The organism is Klebsiella sp. MISC125 (genome assembly GCF_051131775.1).
GTDB lineage: Bacteria > Pseudomonadota > Gammaproteobacteria > Enterobacterales > Enterobacteriaceae > Klebsiella.
In genome coordinates this window covers 1,752,401-1,770,395 of sequence record NZ_CP180448.1, presented here as the reverse complement: position 1 = coordinate 1,770,395, position 17,995 = coordinate 1,752,401, and the positions used below count along the sequence as shown (strand labels likewise).

Annotated in this window: 18 protein-coding genes; 9 read left to right on the top strand and 9 right to left on the bottom strand. The window is 52.0% G+C overall.

The genetic code is table 11. From position 1 onward, the window contains the following. Window positions 1-70: 70 nt before the first annotated feature. The 3 genes from ACMYSL_RS08445 to xapA all read right to left on the bottom strand — a co-directional run bounded on the left by ACMYSL_RS08445 (window position 71) and on the right by xapA (window position 3,215). The gene (locus ACMYSL_RS08445) at window positions 71-955 is read right to left on the bottom strand and encodes a LysR family transcriptional regulator (RefSeq protein WP_434662190.1); all 885 of its coding nucleotides are present in this window, start codon (window positions 953-955) and stop codon (window positions 71-73) included. A gap of 99 nt (window positions 956-1,054) precedes the next feature. Next, a complete protein-coding gene (locus ACMYSL_RS08440) occupies window positions 1,055-2,311 on the bottom strand; it encodes a nucleoside permease (RefSeq protein WP_304252550.1) in 1,257 nt (418 codons plus the stop codon). Window positions 2,312-2,381: 70 nt separating this feature from the next. Continuing rightward, the gene (gene xapA, locus ACMYSL_RS08435; protein WP_112212920.1) at window positions 2,382-3,215 is read right to left on the bottom strand and encodes a xanthosine phosphorylase; all 834 of its coding nucleotides are present in this window, start codon (window positions 3,213-3,215) and stop codon (window positions 2,382-2,384) included. Between the two features lie 274 nt (window positions 3,216-3,489). Between xapA and ACMYSL_RS08430 the strand changes: the two genes are divergently transcribed. Next, window positions 3,490-4,254 (top strand): outer membrane protein OmpK, encoded by a 765-nt coding sequence (locus ACMYSL_RS08430; RefSeq protein ID WP_182240215.1) that lies wholly within the window; start codon window positions 3,490-3,492, stop codon window positions 4,252-4,254. Between the two features lie 31 nt (window positions 4,255-4,285). Here the strand turns inward: ACMYSL_RS08430 and ACMYSL_RS08425 are convergent, their stop codons facing one another. After that, window positions 4,286-5,212, bottom strand: a complete 927-nt coding sequence (locus tag ACMYSL_RS08425) for a LysR family transcriptional regulator (RefSeq protein WP_434662188.1) — start codon at window positions 5,210-5,212, stop codon at window positions 4,286-4,288. An 89-nt stretch (window positions 5,213-5,301) separates the two neighbouring features. Here ACMYSL_RS08425 and ACMYSL_RS08420 point away from each other — a divergent pair, with 89 nt between their 5' ends. Then, window positions 5,302-6,300, top strand: coding sequence for a bile acid:sodium symporter family protein (locus ACMYSL_RS08420; RefSeq protein ID WP_181485402.1), 999 nt, complete (start codon window positions 5,302-5,304; stop codon window positions 6,298-6,300). Here ACMYSL_RS08420 and ACMYSL_RS08415 read toward each other — a convergent pair. The 3 genes from ACMYSL_RS08415 to zipA form a co-directional block, all read right to left on the bottom strand. Further along, window positions 6,297-6,515 carry a DUF3820 family protein gene (locus ACMYSL_RS08415; RefSeq protein WP_110272204.1) on the bottom strand — a complete coding sequence of 73 codons (219 nt, stop codon included), beginning with the start codon at window positions 6,513-6,515 and terminating at the stop codon, window positions 6,297-6,299. The genes ACMYSL_RS08420 and ACMYSL_RS08415 overlap by 4 nt on opposite strands. Next, window positions 6,508-8,532, bottom strand: a complete 2,025-nt coding sequence (ligA, locus tag ACMYSL_RS08410; RefSeq protein WP_434662187.1) for an NAD-dependent DNA ligase LigA — start codon at window positions 8,530-8,532, stop codon at window positions 6,508-6,510. Before ligA ends, ACMYSL_RS08415 begins: the two co-directional genes overlap by 8 nt. Before the next feature lie 74 nt (window positions 8,533-8,606). Continuing rightward, on the bottom strand, window positions 8,607-9,617 hold the full coding sequence (gene zipA / locus ACMYSL_RS08405; protein ID WP_167492733.1) for a cell division protein ZipA: 1,011 nt from the start codon (window positions 9,615-9,617) through the stop codon (window positions 8,607-8,609). Between the two features lie 230 nt (window positions 9,618-9,847). On the opposite strand from zipA, the gene cysZ reads away from it, so the two are divergent. From cysZ to crr, 5 genes are all read left to right on the top strand, one after another. Beyond that, entirely contained in the window at window positions 9,848-10,609 is a 762-nt protein-coding gene (cysZ, locus tag ACMYSL_RS08400) for a sulfate transporter CysZ (RefSeq protein ID WP_112212915.1), read from the top strand. 165 nt (window positions 10,610-10,774) lie between these two features. Then, window positions 10,775-11,746, top strand: a complete 972-nt coding sequence (gene cysK, locus ACMYSL_RS08395) for a cysteine synthase A (protein WP_181485398.1) — start codon at window positions 10,775-10,777, stop codon at window positions 11,744-11,746. A 381-nt stretch (window positions 11,747-12,127) separates the two neighbouring features. After that, window positions 12,128-12,385, top strand: coding sequence for a phosphocarrier protein Hpr (gene ptsH / locus ACMYSL_RS08390; RefSeq protein ID WP_002913505.1), 258 nt, complete (start codon window positions 12,128-12,130; stop codon window positions 12,383-12,385). 44 nt (window positions 12,386-12,429) lie between these two features. Further along, on the top strand, window positions 12,430-14,157 hold the full coding sequence (gene ptsI / locus ACMYSL_RS08385; RefSeq protein ID WP_181485397.1) for a phosphoenolpyruvate-protein phosphotransferase PtsI: 1,728 nt from the start codon (window positions 12,430-12,432) through the stop codon (window positions 14,155-14,157). Between the two features lie 42 nt (window positions 14,158-14,199). Then, the gene (gene crr / locus ACMYSL_RS08380) at window positions 14,200-14,709 is read left to right on the top strand and encodes a PTS glucose transporter subunit IIA (protein ID WP_000522253.1); all 510 of its coding nucleotides are present in this window, start codon (window positions 14,200-14,202) and stop codon (window positions 14,707-14,709) included. Window positions 14,710-14,751: 42 nt separating this feature from the next. Here the strand turns inward: crr and ACMYSL_RS08375 are convergent, their stop codons facing one another. Together ACMYSL_RS08375 and pdxK are read right to left on the bottom strand one after the other, a co-directional pair. Then, window positions 14,752-14,991, bottom strand: a complete 240-nt coding sequence (locus ACMYSL_RS08375) for a cytoplasmic protein (RefSeq protein WP_434662175.1) — start codon at window positions 14,989-14,991, stop codon at window positions 14,752-14,754. Then, window positions 14,988-15,854, bottom strand: coding sequence for a pyridoxine/pyridoxal/pyridoxamine kinase (gene pdxK / locus ACMYSL_RS08370; protein WP_287858931.1), 867 nt, complete (start codon window positions 15,852-15,854; stop codon window positions 14,988-14,990). Before pdxK ends, ACMYSL_RS08375 begins: the two co-directional genes overlap by 4 nt. 82 nt (window positions 15,855-15,936) lie before the next feature. On the opposite strand from pdxK, the gene ptsJ reads away from it, so the two are divergent. Continuing rightward, window positions 15,937-17,235 carry a transcriptional regulator PtsJ gene (gene ptsJ, locus ACMYSL_RS08365; protein WP_434662173.1) on the top strand — a complete coding sequence of 433 codons (1,299 nt, stop codon included), beginning with the start codon at window positions 15,937-15,939 and terminating at the stop codon, window positions 17,233-17,235. A gap of 14 nt (window positions 17,236-17,249) precedes the next feature. Next, window positions 17,250-17,957, top strand: a complete 708-nt coding sequence (locus ACMYSL_RS08360; protein WP_434662172.1) for a type 1 glutamine amidotransferase — start codon at window positions 17,250-17,252, stop codon at window positions 17,955-17,957. Window positions 17,958-17,995: the final 38 nt, after the last annotated feature.

The window sequence follows — 17,995 nt, the reverse complement described above, 5'->3', positions numbered from 1 at the left end:
TGCTACGCTTATCAGGCCTCCAGTAAGTTGTAGACCCGATAACACGTTCGCACCACCATCGACGACTTAATTACCCCGTCAACGCTTCCACTAGCTTCGTCAGCGCAAGCGTCGCCTGAGACTCTTCATAGACGATATATAAATCAGCGGGAATACGCTCCTCCAGCGGACGAAATACAACGCCAGGCCAATTCATCTGCGCATAGCTATCCGCGATTAGCGTAATACCAATCCCCATGCTGATCATTGCCAGAACCGTTTGTGGTTCCATCACTTCACGAACAATCATCGGCGAAAATCCAGCAGTCTGGCAAACGCGTTGCAAAAATGCCCAGTCGGTATGGATCGAGGGCATGGTGACAAAATATTCATTTCGCAATGCCTCCAGGGGAACCACATCATAGGTAGTCAGGTGGTGTTCTTCCGGCATAGCGACCAGAAAAGACGATTCATGCAAACGTAAACTGGTAAACCCTTCCGTTGGCTCGGTGGCCATCCGCCAGATTCCCGCATCCAGCTCTCGCCGTTCTAGTAGCGCCATCTGCATCGCAGGCATTTTTTCGCGAAACAGCACCTCGACATTCGGATTATCCTTTAAAAAACGGTGCATCACGGGGCGCATTTTCCCCCACATTGCCGTCCCCACTACGCCAAGCTCAATACGCCCTGCTCCACCGCGTCCAATTTGCTCAACCCTTGCCAGCGCCTGATTGGCACTAGCCAGCAGGCGGCGAGACTCTTCCATCAGGATCTTACCTGCATGTGTTAACACTACGCTGCGGGAGTGACGAACAAACAGTAACGTACCAAGCTGCTGTTCCAGTTCTTTAATGTGAATACTCAGCGGAGGTTGCGACATATTCAGGCGAGCAGCAGCGCGTCCAAAGTGCAGTTCTTCTGCGACGGCAAGAAAATAACGCAGTAACTTCAGATCGGTACGATATGTGCGTTCCATCAATAATGCGCTCCTGAAGCGAAGGATAGTACGCAAAGTTACCACACTGTATCGCAGAAAATGAAACGGCGGGCACAGAGTTCCCGCCGTTGTAGAGGGTTAGTGGGCCAGCGATCTCTGCGCCAGCTTTTCAGGCTCATGTTTGTACCTGAAGAACAGCGCAAAAATAACCGCTAGTACCAACGAATAAGCCGCGAACAGTAGCCAGATGGTTTGCCAGTCTTTCACTCCGTCAACAGAGAAGTAATCCACCGCCATACCGCTTAAGATCGATCCAACCCATGCGCCAACACCGTTCACCATCGTCATAAACAGCCCTTGCGCACTGGCGCGAATGTTGGAGCTCACCTCCTGCTCAACGAATACCGACCCTGAAATATTGAAGAAATCGAATGCGCAGCCGTAAACAATCATCGACATCAGCAACAGTACAAAACCAAACGGAGACGGATCGCCAAAGGCAAAGAAACCAAAGCGCAGCGTCCACGCCAGCATGCTCATCAGCATCACCGTTTTGATGCCAAAGCGTTTAAGGAAGAACGGTATGGTAAGGATAAAACCGACTTCCGCCATTTGCGACACAGAAAGCAAAATGGAGGGATACCTGACGACAAAGCTGTTGGCAAATTCCGGGTTACGGGCAAAATCGTGCAGGAACGGGTTACCAAAGACGTTGGTAATTTGCAGCACGGCCCCGAGCATCATCGCAAACAGAAAGAAGATCGCCATGCGCGGATTTTTAAACAGGACAAATGCATCCAATCCTAGTTTACTGGCAAGCGTTGTTGCCTCCTTCTTCTCAGCCACCGGAATCTTCGGTAGCGTGAACGCATACATCGCCAGCGCCAGCGAAGCGCCTGATGCGATATACAGCTGCGCACTGCTCAATTCCAACCCCATGAGACTCACCGTCCACATGGCGACAATAAAGCCAATGGTGCCAAACACGCGAATCGGCGGGAAGGCGGTAACTGGATCCTGTCCAGATTGCGCAAGGCAGGAATAAGAGACGCTGTTAGACAACGCTATCGTCGGCATATAGGCCATTGCGTTAATCAGCATCACCCAGAACATCGTATCCGGGTCGGTGACGGTGGTGGCATACAGCAGCACCCCGGCGCAGACCAGATGACAAAGCATATAAGCGCGTTCGGCGCGTAACCATTTATCGGCAATAATCCCCATAATGCCGGGCATAATAATGGCTGCCAACCCTTTGGAGCTATAAACCATCCCGACGTTTGCACCAGTAAAGTCGAGAGTGTTTATCATGTAAGAACCCAGGGTCACCAGCCAGCTTCCCCAGATAAAATATTGCAAAAACGACATGACCTTTAATCGGGACGCAATACCCATTTTTCGTTCCTTGCCGTAGAGATAGGGTAAGAGAAAGACCCCGTGTACGGGGTCATTTTTATTATGAATTTCAGGCCAGCTTACGTAAGAAACCGCAGATAAGGTTGATAAAATTCTGACGAGAAAGTTCAGCCGCAGCCAGGGTTTGCGCGTGGGATAATTTCACATCGCCCAGGCCTTCAGCCAGGTTGGTGATAGCAGAGACCGCGACCACTTTCAGGCCGCAATGGCGTGCAGTAATCACTTCCGGCACCACCGACATTCCCACTACATCACCGCCGATAATCTGCATCATGCGAATTTCTGCCGCCGTTTCAAAGTTCGGCCCAGGATAGGAAACAAACACGCCCTCAGTAAGCGGAAAGCCCTCTTCTTTCGCAACGGTCTGCAGTACGGCGCGGTAATCCGCATCATAGGCATTAGCCAGAGAGAAAAAACGGTCGCCAAAGCGTTCATCATTCAACCCGACCATCGGCGTGCCCGGCATGGTGTTAATGTGGTCGTTTAGCGCCACCAGGCTGCCTGGCCCCACTTCAGGACGCAGAGAACCCGCCGCATTGGTGCAAAACAGCAGTTCACAGCCCAACAGCTTTAAGGTTCGAATGGCATCGGTCATGATGGTCATGCCACGGCCTTCATAAAAATGTCCCCGACCTTTCATGCAGGCGACCGGAACGCCAGCCAGATGACCAAGCACCAGCTCTCCGGCATGTCCATGAACGGTGCTGACCGGGAAACCCGGCAGTTTCTCGTAAGAAATAGCCACTGCATCTTCAATTTGTTCCGCCAGGGCACCTAAACCTGAACCAAGAATAAACGCCACGCGCGGCGTAAAATCAGGCTTATAACCACGAATGATATCTGCGCTATACCAGGGATTCTGTGACAAAAGGGAGTGGCTCATGATAGATCCTTAAGGCTGAATAATCGGAAAAGTGTTGCGTACCTCTTGTTTATAACGAGAGAAGACAATCGTTTACCAATACACTTTCCCGTAATGATTGATATCCTTTCTATATTGATGGCATAAACCTCATTCAGATCGTTTACCTATCGATTATCAATAATTAAATATTGGTTTCACCATCTCCTTTTTGAATAAGATGTCGTCTGCTGTGGCCCACAGCAAAATAAAATAAACACCTACATTTGTATATTTCTGGTAGATGGAACACCCCATGAATAAAACGCTTATAAATTTAAGTTTTGCCGCCGCATTGGTTTTACCTCATACCGTACAGGCTGAATTTAAAGGTGGCTTCGCCAATCTTGGTCTGCATTACCTTGACTGGACATCACGCACGACAGAGAAGTCTGGCAACAAATCCCACAAAGATGATTTCGGCTATCTGGAACTTGAAGGCGGTGCAAACTTTAGCTGGGGGGAAATGTATGGATTTTTTGATTGGGAAAATTTCTACAATGGCCGTCATGACAAACCCGGTAGCGAACAGCGCTATACGTTTAAAAATACCAACCGTATTTATTTGGGCGACACCGGATTAAACCTCTATTTACACGCATACGGCACTTACGGTTCGCCCGATCGAGTGAATTTCCATGATGATATGTTTCTCTATGGTCTCGGATATAATTTCACCGGCAATGGCTACTGGTTTAAGCCCTTCATCGCCAAACGCTATACCGATCAAACATATTACAGCGGCGACAACGGTTATGTGTTGGGCTGGGTAGCCGGATATAGCTTTATGCTGGGTAGTGAAAAATTCACCCTGACCAACTGGAATGAATATGAATTTGACCGCGCTGCAACCTATGCTGCGGGCAACGGTGGTAAAGATGGTCTTAACGGCGCTGTGGCGCTGTGGTGGAATGCGACACCTCATCTGACAGCAGGCGTTCAGTATCGCTACGCGAAGAATAAGCTTGGGGAAACTTTTCTTCAGGACGGCATTATTTACTCCCTCAAATATCAATTTTAATCTTTTGCGCCTGCCTGAAGCGGCAGGCCGACTATATTTGATAGAGAGGATCTGCCGCACGGCATGCGGTCAACTCGCTGGCCTGAGACCTGACGACCTCCCACAACGCCTCTGCAGCAGTTGATAACGACCGGTTTTTGCGCCGCGCCAACATCAGTTGCCGTTCAACTACCGGCGTTAACCGCTTCACCTGCAAATGGCTTCCCTGAGGAAGCGGCAGGGCTAACGCCGGTAATATACTGATGCCAATTCCCGCTTCAACCATCGGAAATAGTGTCGCCGGATGGCCAATCTCCTGCACAATCTTCGCTTCAACGGAAAATCCAGCGAGCGCCGCATCGATAAGCGGACGGCTACCGGACGCATAATCCTGTAACACCAGCCGCTGCTGCTGTAGTTCCAGCCAGCCCACTGAATCTCGTTGGGCAAAAGAGTGATCATGGCGGCAAAGCAACAAAAACGGCTCCGCCAGTACCGTCTCGCACTCTAAATCGGTGGCGGCTCCAGGATCGATAACGATGCCAAAATCCACTTCTCCCTGGCGGATACTCTCCAGCACCCATTGCTGAGGGCGGTCGTGGAGAACAAAATCAATCTCAGGATAGCGTCGATTAGCGTATGCAATGCACTGCGGGATCAGGTGGGCAGAAATGGTCTGACTGGCGGCAACTCTGACAGTTCCAGTAAGCTGCTGCCCGACGCGTCCGGCCTCACGCAGCGTGCTATTCAATTCATCCAGCAGACGCTCCAACCTGGCTGCCAACTGTTGGCCCGCCTCCGTGAGCACCACTTCCCGGGTAGTTCGATCGAGCAGACGCACACCGGTTTGATGTTCCAGCTCTTTGACGCTATGGCTCACCGCCGACTGGCTTAGCCCGATATTCTCCCCTGCCCGGCTAAAGCTCCTGGCACGAGCGACTGTCACAAACACCTTTAACTGACGTAGCGAGTAATTCATCTCTTTTTTTCATGAATAGATGCAATAAATCGATTTTATTTCTCAAACTAAAGAAAGCACAATAGCCGCATCGATTTTCAGGAGCGTTTATGAAATTTTTCCGCATTCTTGATCCATTTACTCTCACCTTAGTCACCGTCGTCCTGCTGGCCTCCTTTTTTCCGGCACGCGGTGGGTTTGTCCCATTCTTTGAACATTTAACCACCGCCGCCATCGCCCTGCTGTTCTTTATGCACGGGGCGAAACTCTCCCGCGAAGCGATCGTTGCCGGAGGTAGCCACTGGCGTTTACACCTCTGGGTGATGTGCAGCACCTTTATCGTCTTCCCCGTCCTCGGCGTACTGTTCGCATGGTGGGCGCCAATAAACGTCGATCCAGCGCTGTACACCGGCTTTATTTATCTCTGCATTCTGCCAGCCACCGTACAGTCCGCCATCGCGTTTACCTCGCTGGCGGGCGGCAACGTCGCTGCGGCAGTGTGCTCGGCATCAGCCTCAAGTCTTCTGGGGATTTTTATTTCACCGCTGCTGGTTGGCCTGCTGATGAATTTGCATGGCGCGGGCGGAAGCCTTGAGCAAGTTGGCAAGATCATGCTGCAACTGCTGCTGCCGTTTGTACTGGGGCATCTTTCTCGCCCATGGATTGGCAATTGGGTGGCAAAACATAAAAAGTGGATCTCAAAAACCGATCAGACTTCAATCTTGCTGGTCGTTTACTCCGCGTTCAGTGAGGCGGTTGTGAACGGCATCTGGCACAAAGTGGGCGTCGGATCGCTACTGTTTATCGTCGTAGTTAGCATTGTTCTGCTGGCGATTGTGATTGCTATTAACGTCTTTGTGGCGCGCAAGTGCGGCTTCAATAAAGCGGATGAGATTACGATTGTCTTCTGCGGATCGAAAAAGAGCCTGGCCAACGGAATCCCGATGGCCAACATTCTCTTCCCGACCTCAATACTGGGGATAATGGTGCTACCGCTAATGATCTTCCATCAGATTCAGCTGATGGTGTGCGCCGTGCTGGCGCGTCGTTATAAGCGCCAGGCCGAAGCATTACAGGCGCAGGAAAAGACCCGCGCCTCTGAAGCTTAACGCGGGCGCTTAAGGGGCTGAACCAGATCGGTTAGCCCCTCGGTTTTAATCAACAAGGTTAGCGCCATCAGCTCACCAAGATGCCCGGCAGGAAATTGATCTTTACGGGCAAACCACAGCAAATACTCTTCCGGCACATCGATCAAACGACGCCCTTTATATTTGCCAAACGGCATTTCCGTATTGGCAATTTCTATAAGCTGGTCTTTATCCACGGGATTCTCCGAGCAGACGCACCATTTCAGCTTCATCTATCACCGCAATGCCCAGTTCCTGCGCTTTAGCCAGTTTGGAACCTGCCGCTTCTCCGGCAATCACCAGATCGGTTTTCTTCGATACGCTGCCCGCAACCTTCGCGCCCAGCGCGACCAGCTGCGCTTTAGCGTCATCGCGCGAGAGCTGGCTCAGGCTACCGGTCAGAACCACCGTTTTCCCGGCAAATGGGCTATCAATCTCTTCGGCATTGACCACTACCGGCGCGGGCCAGCGAACGCCTTCCTTGCGAAGCTGAGCGATCACTTCGCGATTACTCTCTTCAGCAAAGAAATTACGCACATGCGTCGCGACGACAATCCCAACATCCGGCACTTTTTGCAGATCTTCAATCGATGCCTGCTCCAGTGCCTCAATGGTGCCAAAGTGAGCGGCTAAACCTGCCGCAGTAGCCTCACCGACTTCGCGGATCCCTAACGCATAAAGGAAACGAGCAAAGGTCGTTTCTTTCGATTTTTCCAGAGCATCCACCACGTTCTGCGCTGATTTTGGCCCCATGCGGTCCAGTCCAGTGAGTTTACCCGGCGTCAACTGGAAAAGATCGGCTGGCGTATGGACGTACTCTTTCTCAACCAGCTGGTCGATGATTTTATCGCCCATTCCCTCGACATCTAACGCGCGACGAGAAACGAAATGTTTGAGCGCTTCTTTACGCTGAGCGCCGCAAATCAGGCCGCCAGTACAGCGCGTGACAACTTCACCTTCCACGCGTTCTACATCGGAATGGCAGACCGGGCAATGCGTGGGGAACACGATTTCACGGGTCTCTTCCGGACGCTCTGAAAGGACCACGTTCACCACTTGGGGAATAACATCTCCAGCACGGCGAATGACCACCTTATCGCCGATACGCAACCCCAGGCGGTCGATTTCATCCGCATTGTGCAGCGTCGCGTTGCTGACCAGCACTCCTGCAACATGGACCGGCTCCAGACGGGCAACTGGCGTGATGGCACCGGTACGCCCGACCTGAAACTCGACATCGCGTACAAAGGTCATCTGCTCTTGCGCCGGAAACTTAAACGCCACCGCCCAACGCGGAGCGCGGGCCACGAAGCCTAGTTGCTCTTGTAACGCCAGAGAATCAACTTTGATGACCACGCCGTCGATATCAAAGCCCAGGTTCGGACGATCTTCCTCAACTTTGCGATAGTAAGTAAGCACTTCCTCTGGCGTATGGCAGAGTTTTACGCGCTCGCTGACCGGCAGCCCCCAGGCCTTAAACTGCTGTAAACGCGCAGAGTGGCTCTCCGGCAGCTCACCGCCTTCCAGCACACCCACGCCGTAGCAAAAGAAAGTAAGCGGTCGCTTCGCCGTAATTCGCGGATCGAGCTGGCGCAAAGAACCGGCGGCCGCGTTACGCGGGTTAGCAAACACTTTCCCACCGGTGCGACGCGCCTCATCATTAATTTTTTCAAACCCGGCCTGCGGGAGAAATACCTCGCCGCGAACTTCCAGCCGCTGCGGAATATCGTCACCACGCAGCTTCAGGGGAATGGCGCGAATGGTGCGTACGTTGGAGGTAATATCTTCTCCGGTGGTCCCATCGCCTCGGGTCGCCGCCTGCACCAGAACGCCGTTTTCATACAGGATGCTAACCGCCAGGCCATCCAGCTTCAGTTCACAACAGTAAGTCAGATCATCAGTATTTTTCAGACGGTCCTGAACGCGCTTATTAAACGCAAGGAAGCTCTCTTCATCAAAAACGTTATCCAACGACAGCATTGGCACTTCATGGCGAATCTGGCTAAATGAGGCCAGAGGCGCAGCGCCAACGCGCTGAGTGGGTGAATCAGGCGTAATCAGTTCAGGATGTTGGGCTTCCAGTTCACGTAATTCACGCATCAACCGATCGTATTCCGCATCAGGAATTTCCGGTGTATCCATGACATGGTACAGATATTCATGATGGCGAAGCGTGGTTCGCAGTTCAGTCAGTTTTTGTTCGTTCGATTCCATATCACACCATCAATGATAAAAAACCCCCGACGGGCGGGGGTTCAGGATAAGTAGACGAAACTCAGGAAGATGAATCAGGCGTTGGCCTCTTTCACTTCGCGAATGCGGTCCTGGTATTCACGCAATTTTTGCGGCGTCATCATACGACGCTGATCGTCCAGCACGACACCACCAACTTCATCGGCAATGTACTGCGCGGATTGCAGCATCAACTTAAAGTTTTGCAGCTCATCGCCAAAGGACGGAACCTGCATAAAGATAGTGATCCCTGGCGTCATCATATCCGCCATGCTATCCGGATTGAATGTGCCTGGTTTTACCATATTCGCCAGGCTGAACAAGACCTGGCCGCTACCGTCAGGACTGAGGTGGCGATGGAAAATATTCATATCGCCGAATTTGAAGCCCGCTTGCTGGATGCTATTGATTAATAGCTCACCATTAAGCTGCGAACCATGGTGCGCGGCAACGTTCATCACAATGACCGTTTCTTTACGCTCTTTAGGCTGCGGTGCCGGCTGCGGTTCAGGAGCGGCCTGAGGTTCAGGTACCGGCTGCGGAGCGACTGCAGGTTGTTGAACCGATTGCGGCGCATGCTGAACTGGCTGCTGCACATGTTGAACAGGTTGCTGGGGCTGCGGCGGCACGGGCTGCTGTGTCGGCGCAACGTGATGCGGTTGCTGAACCGGAGCCTGTGTATGAACCGGCTGCTGATGTGGCTGCGGCTGATGAGATGGCTGCGGCGCACGAGCAGGCTCCTCCTGATGCACAGGCTGTTGCGCCTGACGCTCATAAGGCGGCTGATACTGGTGTTGCGGTGCCTGATGAGGTGCTTCATGCTCCCCATGAGCCCCATTCGGCGCGTGATTAACCCGATGAACCCGGACTTCACCAACGCCTTCAACATCGCCATCAAAGTCATCGCCTTCCGACTCTTCATCGTCGCGAGACTTCATACGTTTTAGTGGGCGATCGCGAAACATCGAAGAACGTTCTTTACGGCTGGTCCAAAAACCGTGCACCAGTAAAGCGATTATGGCGATCGCGCCAACAATGATTAATATCAGACGCAAATCCTGCATCATTATATTCTCTGTTGTTCTAACACCTTGCCACCACGGCAAACATTTACTCACTAAGAGTATTTGTCGATTACATCAAGTGCAAGTGCGTCTGGGGCTTTCACTACATAAAGATGAACTAAATCGTGCTTTTTGCTGTTTTTTCGAACATTTCCTAACTGGTTATTGTCTGCTAACCCGATAAAATATCCCGGCATTCAGTCTGGATGTCAAAAAAGGAGCATTGCCTGACTATGGTTTCATCATCCGCAACGACCCCGCGTAGTGGCGTCTATTATTTTTCGCAGGGCTGGAAACTGATCGGGCTACCGGGGATCCGTCGATACGTATTCCTCCCTTTACTCGTCAACATCATTTTGATGGGTGGAGCCTTCTGGTGGTTATTCACTCGCCTGGGTAGCTGGCTCCCCTCGCTGATGAGTCATGTACCGGAATGGCTGCAGTGGCTTAACTATTTGCTGTGGCCGATAGTGGTTATCTCCATTCTACTGGTCTTCGGCTACTTCTTCTCGACGATTGCCAACTGGATTGCCGCTCCTTTTAGCGGACTACTGGCTGAGCAGCTTGAAGCGCGCCTCACCGGCGCAACGCCTCCGGATGTCGGGGTTTTCGGCATAATGAAAGATGTGCCGCGCATTATGAAGCGTGAATGGCAGAAGTTTGCCTGGTATCTCCCGCGGGCAATCGTGCTTTTGATTCTCTATTTCATCCCCGGCATCGGCCAGACCGTTGCTCCCGTGCTGTGGTTCCTGTTCAGTGCCTGGATGCTGGCAATTCAGTACTGCGATTACCCTTTTGATAACCATAAAGTGCCGTTTAAAACCATGCGTGAGGCGCTGCGTACCCGCAAAGTAACCAATATGCAATTTGGTGCCCTGACCAGCCTGTTTACCATGATTCCGGTGCTGAATCTGGTCATTCTGCCAGTGGCCATTTGCGGTGCAACGGCGATGTGGGTCGATTGCTATCGCGACAAACACGCCATGTGGAAGTAATCCCCTCCTCTCTTCTTGCGGAGCGGCTTATGCCGCTCCTTATTACTTCTGGCTTGCCATTATTTCTCTTGCGAATATAGATATGCTAAATCCTTACTTCCGCATATTCTTTAAGCGGGTATGCTGAAGCCGTACTCCCAAATTTCATACAGTTAAGGACGGGCCATGAGTAAGATTTTTGAAGACAACTCCCTGACTATCGGTCATACGCCGCTAGTACGACTGAACCGAATCGGTAACGGGCGCATCCTGGCAAAGGTAGAATCGCGTAACCCGAGCTTTAGCGTGAAATGCCGTATCGGTGCCAATATGATTTGGGATGCCGAAAAACGCGGTGTACTAAAACCAGGCGTTGAGTTGGTAGAACCGACCAGCGGTAACACCGGTATTGCACTTGCCTACGTCGCAGCGGCACGTGGCTATAAGCTGACGCTGACAATGCCAGAAACTATGAGTATTGAGCGCCGCAAACTGCTAAAAGCGTTAGGTGCTAATCTGGTATTAACCGAAGGTGCGAAAGGCATGAAGGGTGCAATCCAGAAAGCCGAAGAAATCGTCGCGGGCAACCCAGAGAAATTCTTACTGCTCCAGCAGTTCAGCAACCCGGCCAACCCGGAAATTCATGAAAAAACCACCGGCCCAGAAATCTGGGAAGATACTGACGGTCAGGTTGATGTCTTCATCTCCGGAGTCGGTACCGGCGGTACGCTAACCGGCGTAAGTCGTTACATCAAAGGCACCAAAGGTAAAAAAGATCTGATTACCGTCGCGGTTGAACCCACCGACTCCCCGGTTATCGCCCAGGCGCTGGCAGGTGAGGAGCTAAAACCCGGCCCGCACAAAATTCAAGGCATCGGCGCTGGCTTTATTCCGGGCAACCTGGATTTGAAGCTGGTTGATAAAGTCGTTGCTATCACCAACGAAGAAGCCATTTCAACCGCACGTCGCCTGATGGAAGAGGAAGGTATTCTGGCCGGTATCTCTTCCGGTGCAGCCGTTGCTGCTGCGCTGAAGCTTCAGGAAGATGAAGCCTTTACCAATAAGAATATTGTGGTTATCCTACCCTCTTCAGGTGAACGCTATTTAAGCACTGCTTTGTTTGCCGATCTCTTCACAGAGAAAGAACTGCAACAGTAGTGCCAGCCTGTTAACATCGTGTAAAAAAGCACCTTTTCAGGTGCTTTTTTGTGGCACAGTTCAAATTTTTACCCCTCCTGGCATTGATTCACTTCGTTGGGTCTGGTATTTAACCAGCACATTTATTTTGATGCGCGAAATTATTCGGATTTGGATTTCCATAAGCTGAATCGATTTTATGATTTGGTTCAAGTCTTCCTTTCGCGGCATAATGTTTAATGACGTGGTAGACGTCAACGGCCTGAAGGTTCACGCGGCGATTCACTGCTGCTGGTGCCGGAGCCGGACACGTAATGCCGGCGCTAACGATACAGGCTAAAGTTTGGCCGTTAGGCTAAACTTTAGGTCCACAACACTAAACCTATAAGTTGGGGAAATATAATGTTCCAGCAAGAAGTTACTATTACCGCTCCGAACGGTCTGCACACCCGCCCTGCTGCTCAGTTTGTTAAAGAAGCGAAAGGCTTCACTTCTGAGATCACTGTTACCTCCAACGGCAAAAGCGCCAGCGCCAAAAGCCTGTTCAAACTGCAAACTCTGGGTCTGACTCAGGGTACCGTTGTGACTCTTTCTGCCGAAGGCGAAGATGAGCAAAAAGCAGTTGAGCATCTGGTTAAACTGATGGCTGAACTCGAGTAAGTTCACGGGTTCTTTTTAATATCAGTCACAAGTAAGGTAGGGTTATGATTTCAGGCATTTTAGCATCCCCGGGTATCGCTTTTGGCAAGGCACTCCTGCTGAAAGAAGATGAAGTAGTCATCGACCGGAAGAAAATTTCTGCCGATAAGGTTGATCAGGAAGTTGAACGTTTTCTGAGCGGCCGCACCAAGGCCTCCGCCCAGCTGGAGGTCATCAAAACCAAAGCTGGTGAAACTTTCGGTGAAGAAAAAGAAGCCATCTTCGAAGGGCACATCATGCTGCTGGAAGATGAGGAGCTTGAGCAGGAAATCATAGCCCTGATTAAAGATAAGCACATGACTGCCGACGCGGCAGCCAATGAAGTTATCGAAGGTCAGGCTATTGCACTGGAAGAGCTGGATGATGAATACCTGAAAGAGCGTGCGGCTGACGTACGCGATATCGGTAAACGTCTACTGCGCAACATCCTCGGCCTGGCCATCATTGATCTGGGCGCGATTCAGGATGAAGTTATCCTGGTTGCTGCTGACCTCACCCCGTCTGAAACGGCACAGTTGAACCTGGACAAAGTACTGGGCTTTATTACTGATGCTGGTGGTCGTACTTCCCACACCTCTATCATGGCGCGTTCCCTTGAACTGCCTGCCATCGTGGGCACCGGTAGCGTTACCGCTCAGGTGAAAAACGGCGATTATCTGGTCCTCGACGCGGTGAATAACCAGGTTCTGGTTAACCCAACAAACGAACAAATCGAAGAACTGCGTAATCTGCAGGCTCAGGTTGCTGAAGAGAAAGCGGAACTGGCTAAACTGAAAGACCTGCCGGCAATTACGCTGGACGGCCATCAGGTTGAAGTCTGCGCTAACATCGGCACCGTCCGTGACGTCGAAGGCGCTGAGCGCAACGGCGCGGAAGGCGTAGGTTTGTATCGTACTGAATTCTTGTTCATGGACCGCGACTCGCTGCCGACTGAAGAAGAACAGTTTGCAGCTTACAAAGCGGTTGCCGAAGCGTGCGGCTCTCAGGCCGTTATCGTTCGTACCATGGATATTGGCGGCGACAAAGAGCTGCCGTACATGAACTTCCCGAAAGAAGAGAACCCGTTCCTCGGCTGGCGTGCTATCCGTATCGCAATGGATCGTAAAGAGATCCTGCGTGACCAGGTACGCGCCATCCTGCGTGCTTCTGCTTTCGGTAAACTGCGCATTATGTTCCCGATGATCATCTCTGTTGAAGAAGTTCGCGCGCTGCGCAAAGAGATCGAGATCTACAAACAGGAACTGCGTGACGAAGGTAAAGCTTTTGATGAAGCCATTGAAATTGGCGTAATGGTAGAAACCCCTGCCGCCGCGACAATCGCTCGTCACTTAGCCAAAGAAGTTGATTTCTTTAGTATCGGTACCAATGATTTAACGCAGTATACTCTGGCAGTTGACCGTGGTAATGATATGATTTCACATCTTTACCAGCCAATGTCACCGTCCGTCCTGACGCTGATTAAGCAAGTTATTGATGCTTCTCATGCTGAAGGTAAATGGACTGGCATGTGTGGTGAGCTTGCGGGCGATGAACGTGCTACACTTCTGTTGCTGGGTATGGGGCTGGACGAATTCTCTATGAGCGCCATTTCCATCCCGCGCATCAAGAAGATTATTCGTAACACGAACTTCGAAGATGCGAAAGTATTAGCAGAGCAGGCTCTTGCTCAACCGACAACGGACGAGTTAATGACGCTGGTTAACAAGTTCATTGAAGAAAAAACAATCTGCTAATCCACGAGATGCGCGGCCCAAATTACTGCTTAGGAGAAGATCATGGGTTTGTTCGATAAATTGAAATCTCTGGTTTCTGATGACAAAAAAGACACCGGAACTATTGAGATTGTTGCCCCGCTCTCTGGCGAGATCGTCAACATCGAAGACGTGCCGGATGTCGTTTTTGCGGAGAAAATTGTGGGTGATGGCATTGCCATCAAACCTACTGGCAACAAAATGGTTGCGCCGGTAGATGGTACCATCGGTAAAATTTTTGAAACCAATCATGCGTTCTCTATCGAATCTGATAGCGGCATTGAGCTGTTCGTTCACTTCGGTATTGATACCGTTGAACTGAAAGGTGAAGGTTTCAAACGTATCGCTGAAGAAGGCCAACGTGTGAAAGTCGGCGACCCGGTTATCGAATTCGATCTGCCGCTGCTGGAAGAAAAAGCCAAGTCTACCCTGACTCCGGTTGTTATCTCCAACATGGACGAGATCAAAGAGCTGATCAAACTGTCCGGTAGCGTAACCGTGGGTGAAACCCCGGTTATCCGCATCAAGAAGTAATTCTTGCCGCAGAAGAATGGCGCCTCTAAGGGCGCCATTTTTTTATATCGTCGCTTTAAGCGGTCGATAGCATTTCTCTCTCGACAACACCCTCATGCCCTCCGGGGAGCTTTCCAGAATCCGCTTCTCGCTGTCAGAGACCAGCAAATCACACTGATATCCGCCAACCGCCCCAAACAGCGAGCTGACTTCGCAGGCATCTTCCAGCGCCTCACTGCCTGAGGTATCAAAATGCCCAACAACTCTTCCCAGCTGACGAACCACTAAACGGTAGCTCTTCATACTCCCTCCTCTGGCGGTGGAAGAATTAACTCATCACAACCCTGCTCATCAGTCCAGGTCATCACCGTCAGTACCCGCTGCGCAGCGGCACGCGCGGCATCGCTCAGCGGCATCCCGCAAACTAAACCGCTAACCAGCTCGGCGCAAAAAAGGTCTCCCGTGCCCTTCAGGTCCGTTTCAACACGCGGATGTTCCACCATCTCAACTGACTCTGCGCTAACCACCAACACGTTGATCGAGGAGTTATCTATTCCCGGCGCGCTGGTAATCACTACCCATTTCAGCGAATCAGATAACAGGCTGCGTGCAGCGATAATCGCCTCCTGCTGATTGTGGCAAGGTAGGCCGCTTAGCGTCTCCAGCTCAAACAGGTTAGGCGTGATAACCTGCGCCAGGGGCAGCAGATGGATGCGATATGCTTCGGGAATCTCCGCCTTGACGTAGATGCCGCTATCCACATCGCCAATGACCGGGTCGACCAGAATGCAAAGATCTGGATGATGCTCGCGGATGCGGCACAACCATTGCGCTAACCGTTCAATCTGCACTGCGCTGCCCATATAACCGGTGGTTACTGCTCGCAGTTCACGGAGTGCGTCACGCTCCTCCAGCGCCTTTAAATACCCGACAAACCACTCTTCCGGAATGACGCCGCCATAGTACGTATCATAATGCGGGGTATTGCTGAACAGCACCGTCGGCACTGCCATCACCCGCAGGCCGTGCTGCTTTATCGCCGGTATCGCAATGCTATTTCCGACGCTGCCGTAGACCACTTGCGATTGCACGGCCACAATATCGACCTGTAGCGCCCGGCTTTTATCGTTGAAGAGCACCGATTGTATTTCGTCTTGCTGGCCCATCCTTTCTCCTCCCGCTGGACAGCGGGTCATACTCTGATTATCATTCGTCCTATGCTAAAATTCATTTTGTCATAGGTCAATAATGTTTGTCGGAAAAACCGCTAGTGAGATCTTCGATAACGTCCGTCATCTGGTACAAAGCGGCGTATTAAAACCAGGCGATGTTCTGCCGCCGGTTCGCGAGCTGGCTACCAATCTCTCGGTTAACCGCAACACCGTCGCTTCAGCCTATAAGCGGTTAGTCACCTCTGGATTAGCCATCAGCCAGGGGCGTAATGGTACGGTCATCAAGACACACAATACTCTCCCCGAGCTTGAAGGGGGCGATCCCTCTTCGCTGTTGAAAGATATTTCCAGCGGCAATCCTGACCCTAATCGTCTGGCCGACATTAAACGCTACTTCAGCGCTATCGCAGCCACCCCACGTCTCTACGGCGATGCGGCAGTTGAACCGCAGCTTGCCGCCTGGGCCCGCACCTGGGTGAATAAAGACTTGGGCATAGACGCCGAGATTAACCTGGCCAGCGGCGCTATCGATGCGCTTGAGCGTCTGCTCTGCGCCCTGCTGTTGCCCGGCGATAGCGTAGCTATCGAAGACCCCTGCTTTCTCAGCAGTATCAACATGCTGCGCTATGCCGGTTTTAACCCTTCGCCAGTGCCGGTGGATAGTGAAGGGATGCAGCCCGCAGCGCTTGAAGAAGCGCTACGCAACGGCGCGCGGGCGGTCATTATTACCCCCCGCGCGCACAACCCTACTGGCTGTAGCCTCAGCGAAACACGCGCCCGGGCGATACGTGAAATACTTGCCCGCTACCCGCAGGTGCTGGTGATTGTCGATGACCATTTTGCGTTGCTGTCTGCGACGCCCTGGTACTCCCCACTTCCCACGGAAACTCAGCGCTGGGCGCTGGTACGGTCGCTGTCAAAAACGCTGGGACCGGATATGCGCCTGGCCATTGTCGCCAGCGATCCAGACACATCGGCGGCGCTGCGCCTGCGCCTGAACTCCGGCAGCCAATGGGTCAGCCATCTGCTGCAGGATCTGGTGCTGGCCTGCCTGAATGATAGCGCCTTTATGGCATCTTTAACGCAGAGCCAACACCACTATCGCCAACAACATGAAAAACTGGTCACCGCGCTCTCTTTGCGTGGACTCACCCATTTTACACCTGGAGACGGTCTTAACTTTTGGCTTCCCCTGGAGAAACCCAGTCAGCCGATTGCCCTACGTCTGGCGCACGCGGGTTGGCTGGTTCGTGAAGGAGAAACGTTCGGTGTTGGCACACCGTCGCACGGACTTCGCCTTTCGCTCGCCACGCTGAACGATGATGAAATCAATAAGCTCGCCGATGATTTATGCCAGGTATTACAACAACATTGACAGGAGTTAACGCTATGCAGATCCACTTTATTGTCCATGAAGTCTTTGAAGCGCCGGGAGCGTATCTGCATTGGGCGCAGGCGCGCGGCTACGCTACCAGTTGGTCACGCGTTTACGCAGGCGATGCACTGCTAGAAAATGCGGATGACTTTGATATGCTGGTTGTGCTGGGCGGCCCGCAATCGCCGCGCACGACGCTATCTGAATGCCCTTATTTTGATACCCATGCCGAGCAGCGCTTAATCGCCCGGGCGATTGCTGCCGGGCGAACGGTCATTGGCATTTGCCTCGGCTCGCAGCTGATTGGCGAAGCGCTGGGCGCGCCGGTGATGCAAAGCCCGGAAAAAGAGGTTGGTCATTATCCGATAACGCTAACCACTGCGGGCCTGCAGGATAGCAAACTCTCCCACTTTGGCCCTTCATTGGAGGTTGGCCATTGGCATAACGACATGCCGGGACTGACCCCGGAAGCGGAAGTGATGGCCTCCAGCGAAGGCTGCCCGCGGCAGATAGTGAAATATAGCGACCGGGTATATGGTTTCCAATGCCATATGGAATTTGATGCTGAGGTCATTGAGCTGCTGATTGCTCATTCGCAGCCAGAGCTCAGCGCCGCCAGAGGCAGACGTTTCATCCGCAGCGAACAAGAAATGCGCGGCTGGGACTACCGTGAGATGAATCAGAAACTGTGGACGTTTCTCGACAAACTGACGATGAATTAACCAAAAGCGATCGTTTTTCTTAAAGCTAAATCCCCTCA

What these genes read in the sequence shown, in the direction of transcription:
- ACMYSL_RS08425 (WP_434662188.1), bottom strand. Translation starts at nt 5,212, where the DNA reads ATGAATTACTCGCTACGTCAGTTAAAGGTGTTTGTGACAGTCGCTCGT.
- ACMYSL_RS08360 (WP_434662172.1), top strand. Translation starts at nt 17,250, where the DNA reads ATGCAGATCCACTTTATTGTCCATGAAGTCTTTGAAGCGCCGGGAGCG.
- ACMYSL_RS08445 (WP_434662190.1), bottom strand. Translation starts at nt 955, where the DNA reads ATGGAACGCACATATCGTACCGATCTGAAGTTACTGCGTTATTTTCTT.
- ptsI (WP_181485397.1), top strand. Translation starts at nt 12,430, where the DNA reads ATGATTTCAGGCATTTTAGCATCCCCGGGTATCGCTTTTGGCAAGGCA.
- cysK (WP_181485398.1), top strand. Translation starts at nt 10,775, where the DNA reads ATGAGTAAGATTTTTGAAGACAACTCCCTGACTATCGGTCATACGCCG.
- ptsJ (WP_434662173.1), top strand. Translation starts at nt 15,937, where the DNA reads ATGTTTGTCGGAAAAACCGCTAGTGAGATCTTCGATAACGTCCGTCAT.
- cysZ (WP_112212915.1), top strand. Translation starts at nt 9,848, where the DNA reads ATGGTTTCATCATCCGCAACGACCCCGCGTAGTGGCGTCTATTATTTT.
- pdxK (WP_287858931.1), bottom strand. Translation starts at nt 15,854, where the DNA reads ATGGGCCAGCAAGACGAAATACAATCGGTGCTCTTCAACGATAAAAGC.
- ACMYSL_RS08440 (WP_304252550.1), bottom strand. Translation starts at nt 2,311, where the DNA reads ATGGGTATTGCGTCCCGATTAAAGGTCATGTCGTTTTTGCAATATTTT.
- zipA (WP_167492733.1), bottom strand. Translation starts at nt 9,617, where the DNA reads ATGATGCAGGATTTGCGTCTGATATTAATCATTGTTGGCGCGATCGCC.
- crr (WP_000522253.1), top strand. Translation starts at nt 14,200, where the DNA reads ATGGGTTTGTTCGATAAATTGAAATCTCTGGTTTCTGATGACAAAAAA.
- ACMYSL_RS08375 (WP_434662175.1), bottom strand. Translation starts at nt 14,991, where the DNA reads ATGAAGAGCTACCGTTTAGTGGTTCGTCAGCTGGGAAGAGTTGTTGGG.
- xapA (WP_112212920.1), bottom strand. Translation starts at nt 3,215, where the DNA reads ATGAGCCACTCCCTTTTGTCACAGAATCCCTGGTATAGCGCAGATATC.
- ACMYSL_RS08430 (WP_182240215.1), top strand. Translation starts at nt 3,490, where the DNA reads ATGAATAAAACGCTTATAAATTTAAGTTTTGCCGCCGCATTGGTTTTA.
- ptsH (WP_002913505.1), top strand. Translation starts at nt 12,128, where the DNA reads ATGTTCCAGCAAGAAGTTACTATTACCGCTCCGAACGGTCTGCACACC.
- ACMYSL_RS08420 (WP_181485402.1), top strand. Translation starts at nt 5,302, where the DNA reads ATGAAATTTTTCCGCATTCTTGATCCATTTACTCTCACCTTAGTCACC.
- ligA (WP_434662187.1), bottom strand. Translation starts at nt 8,532, where the DNA reads ATGGAATCGAACGAACAAAAACTGACTGAACTGCGAACCACGCTTCGC.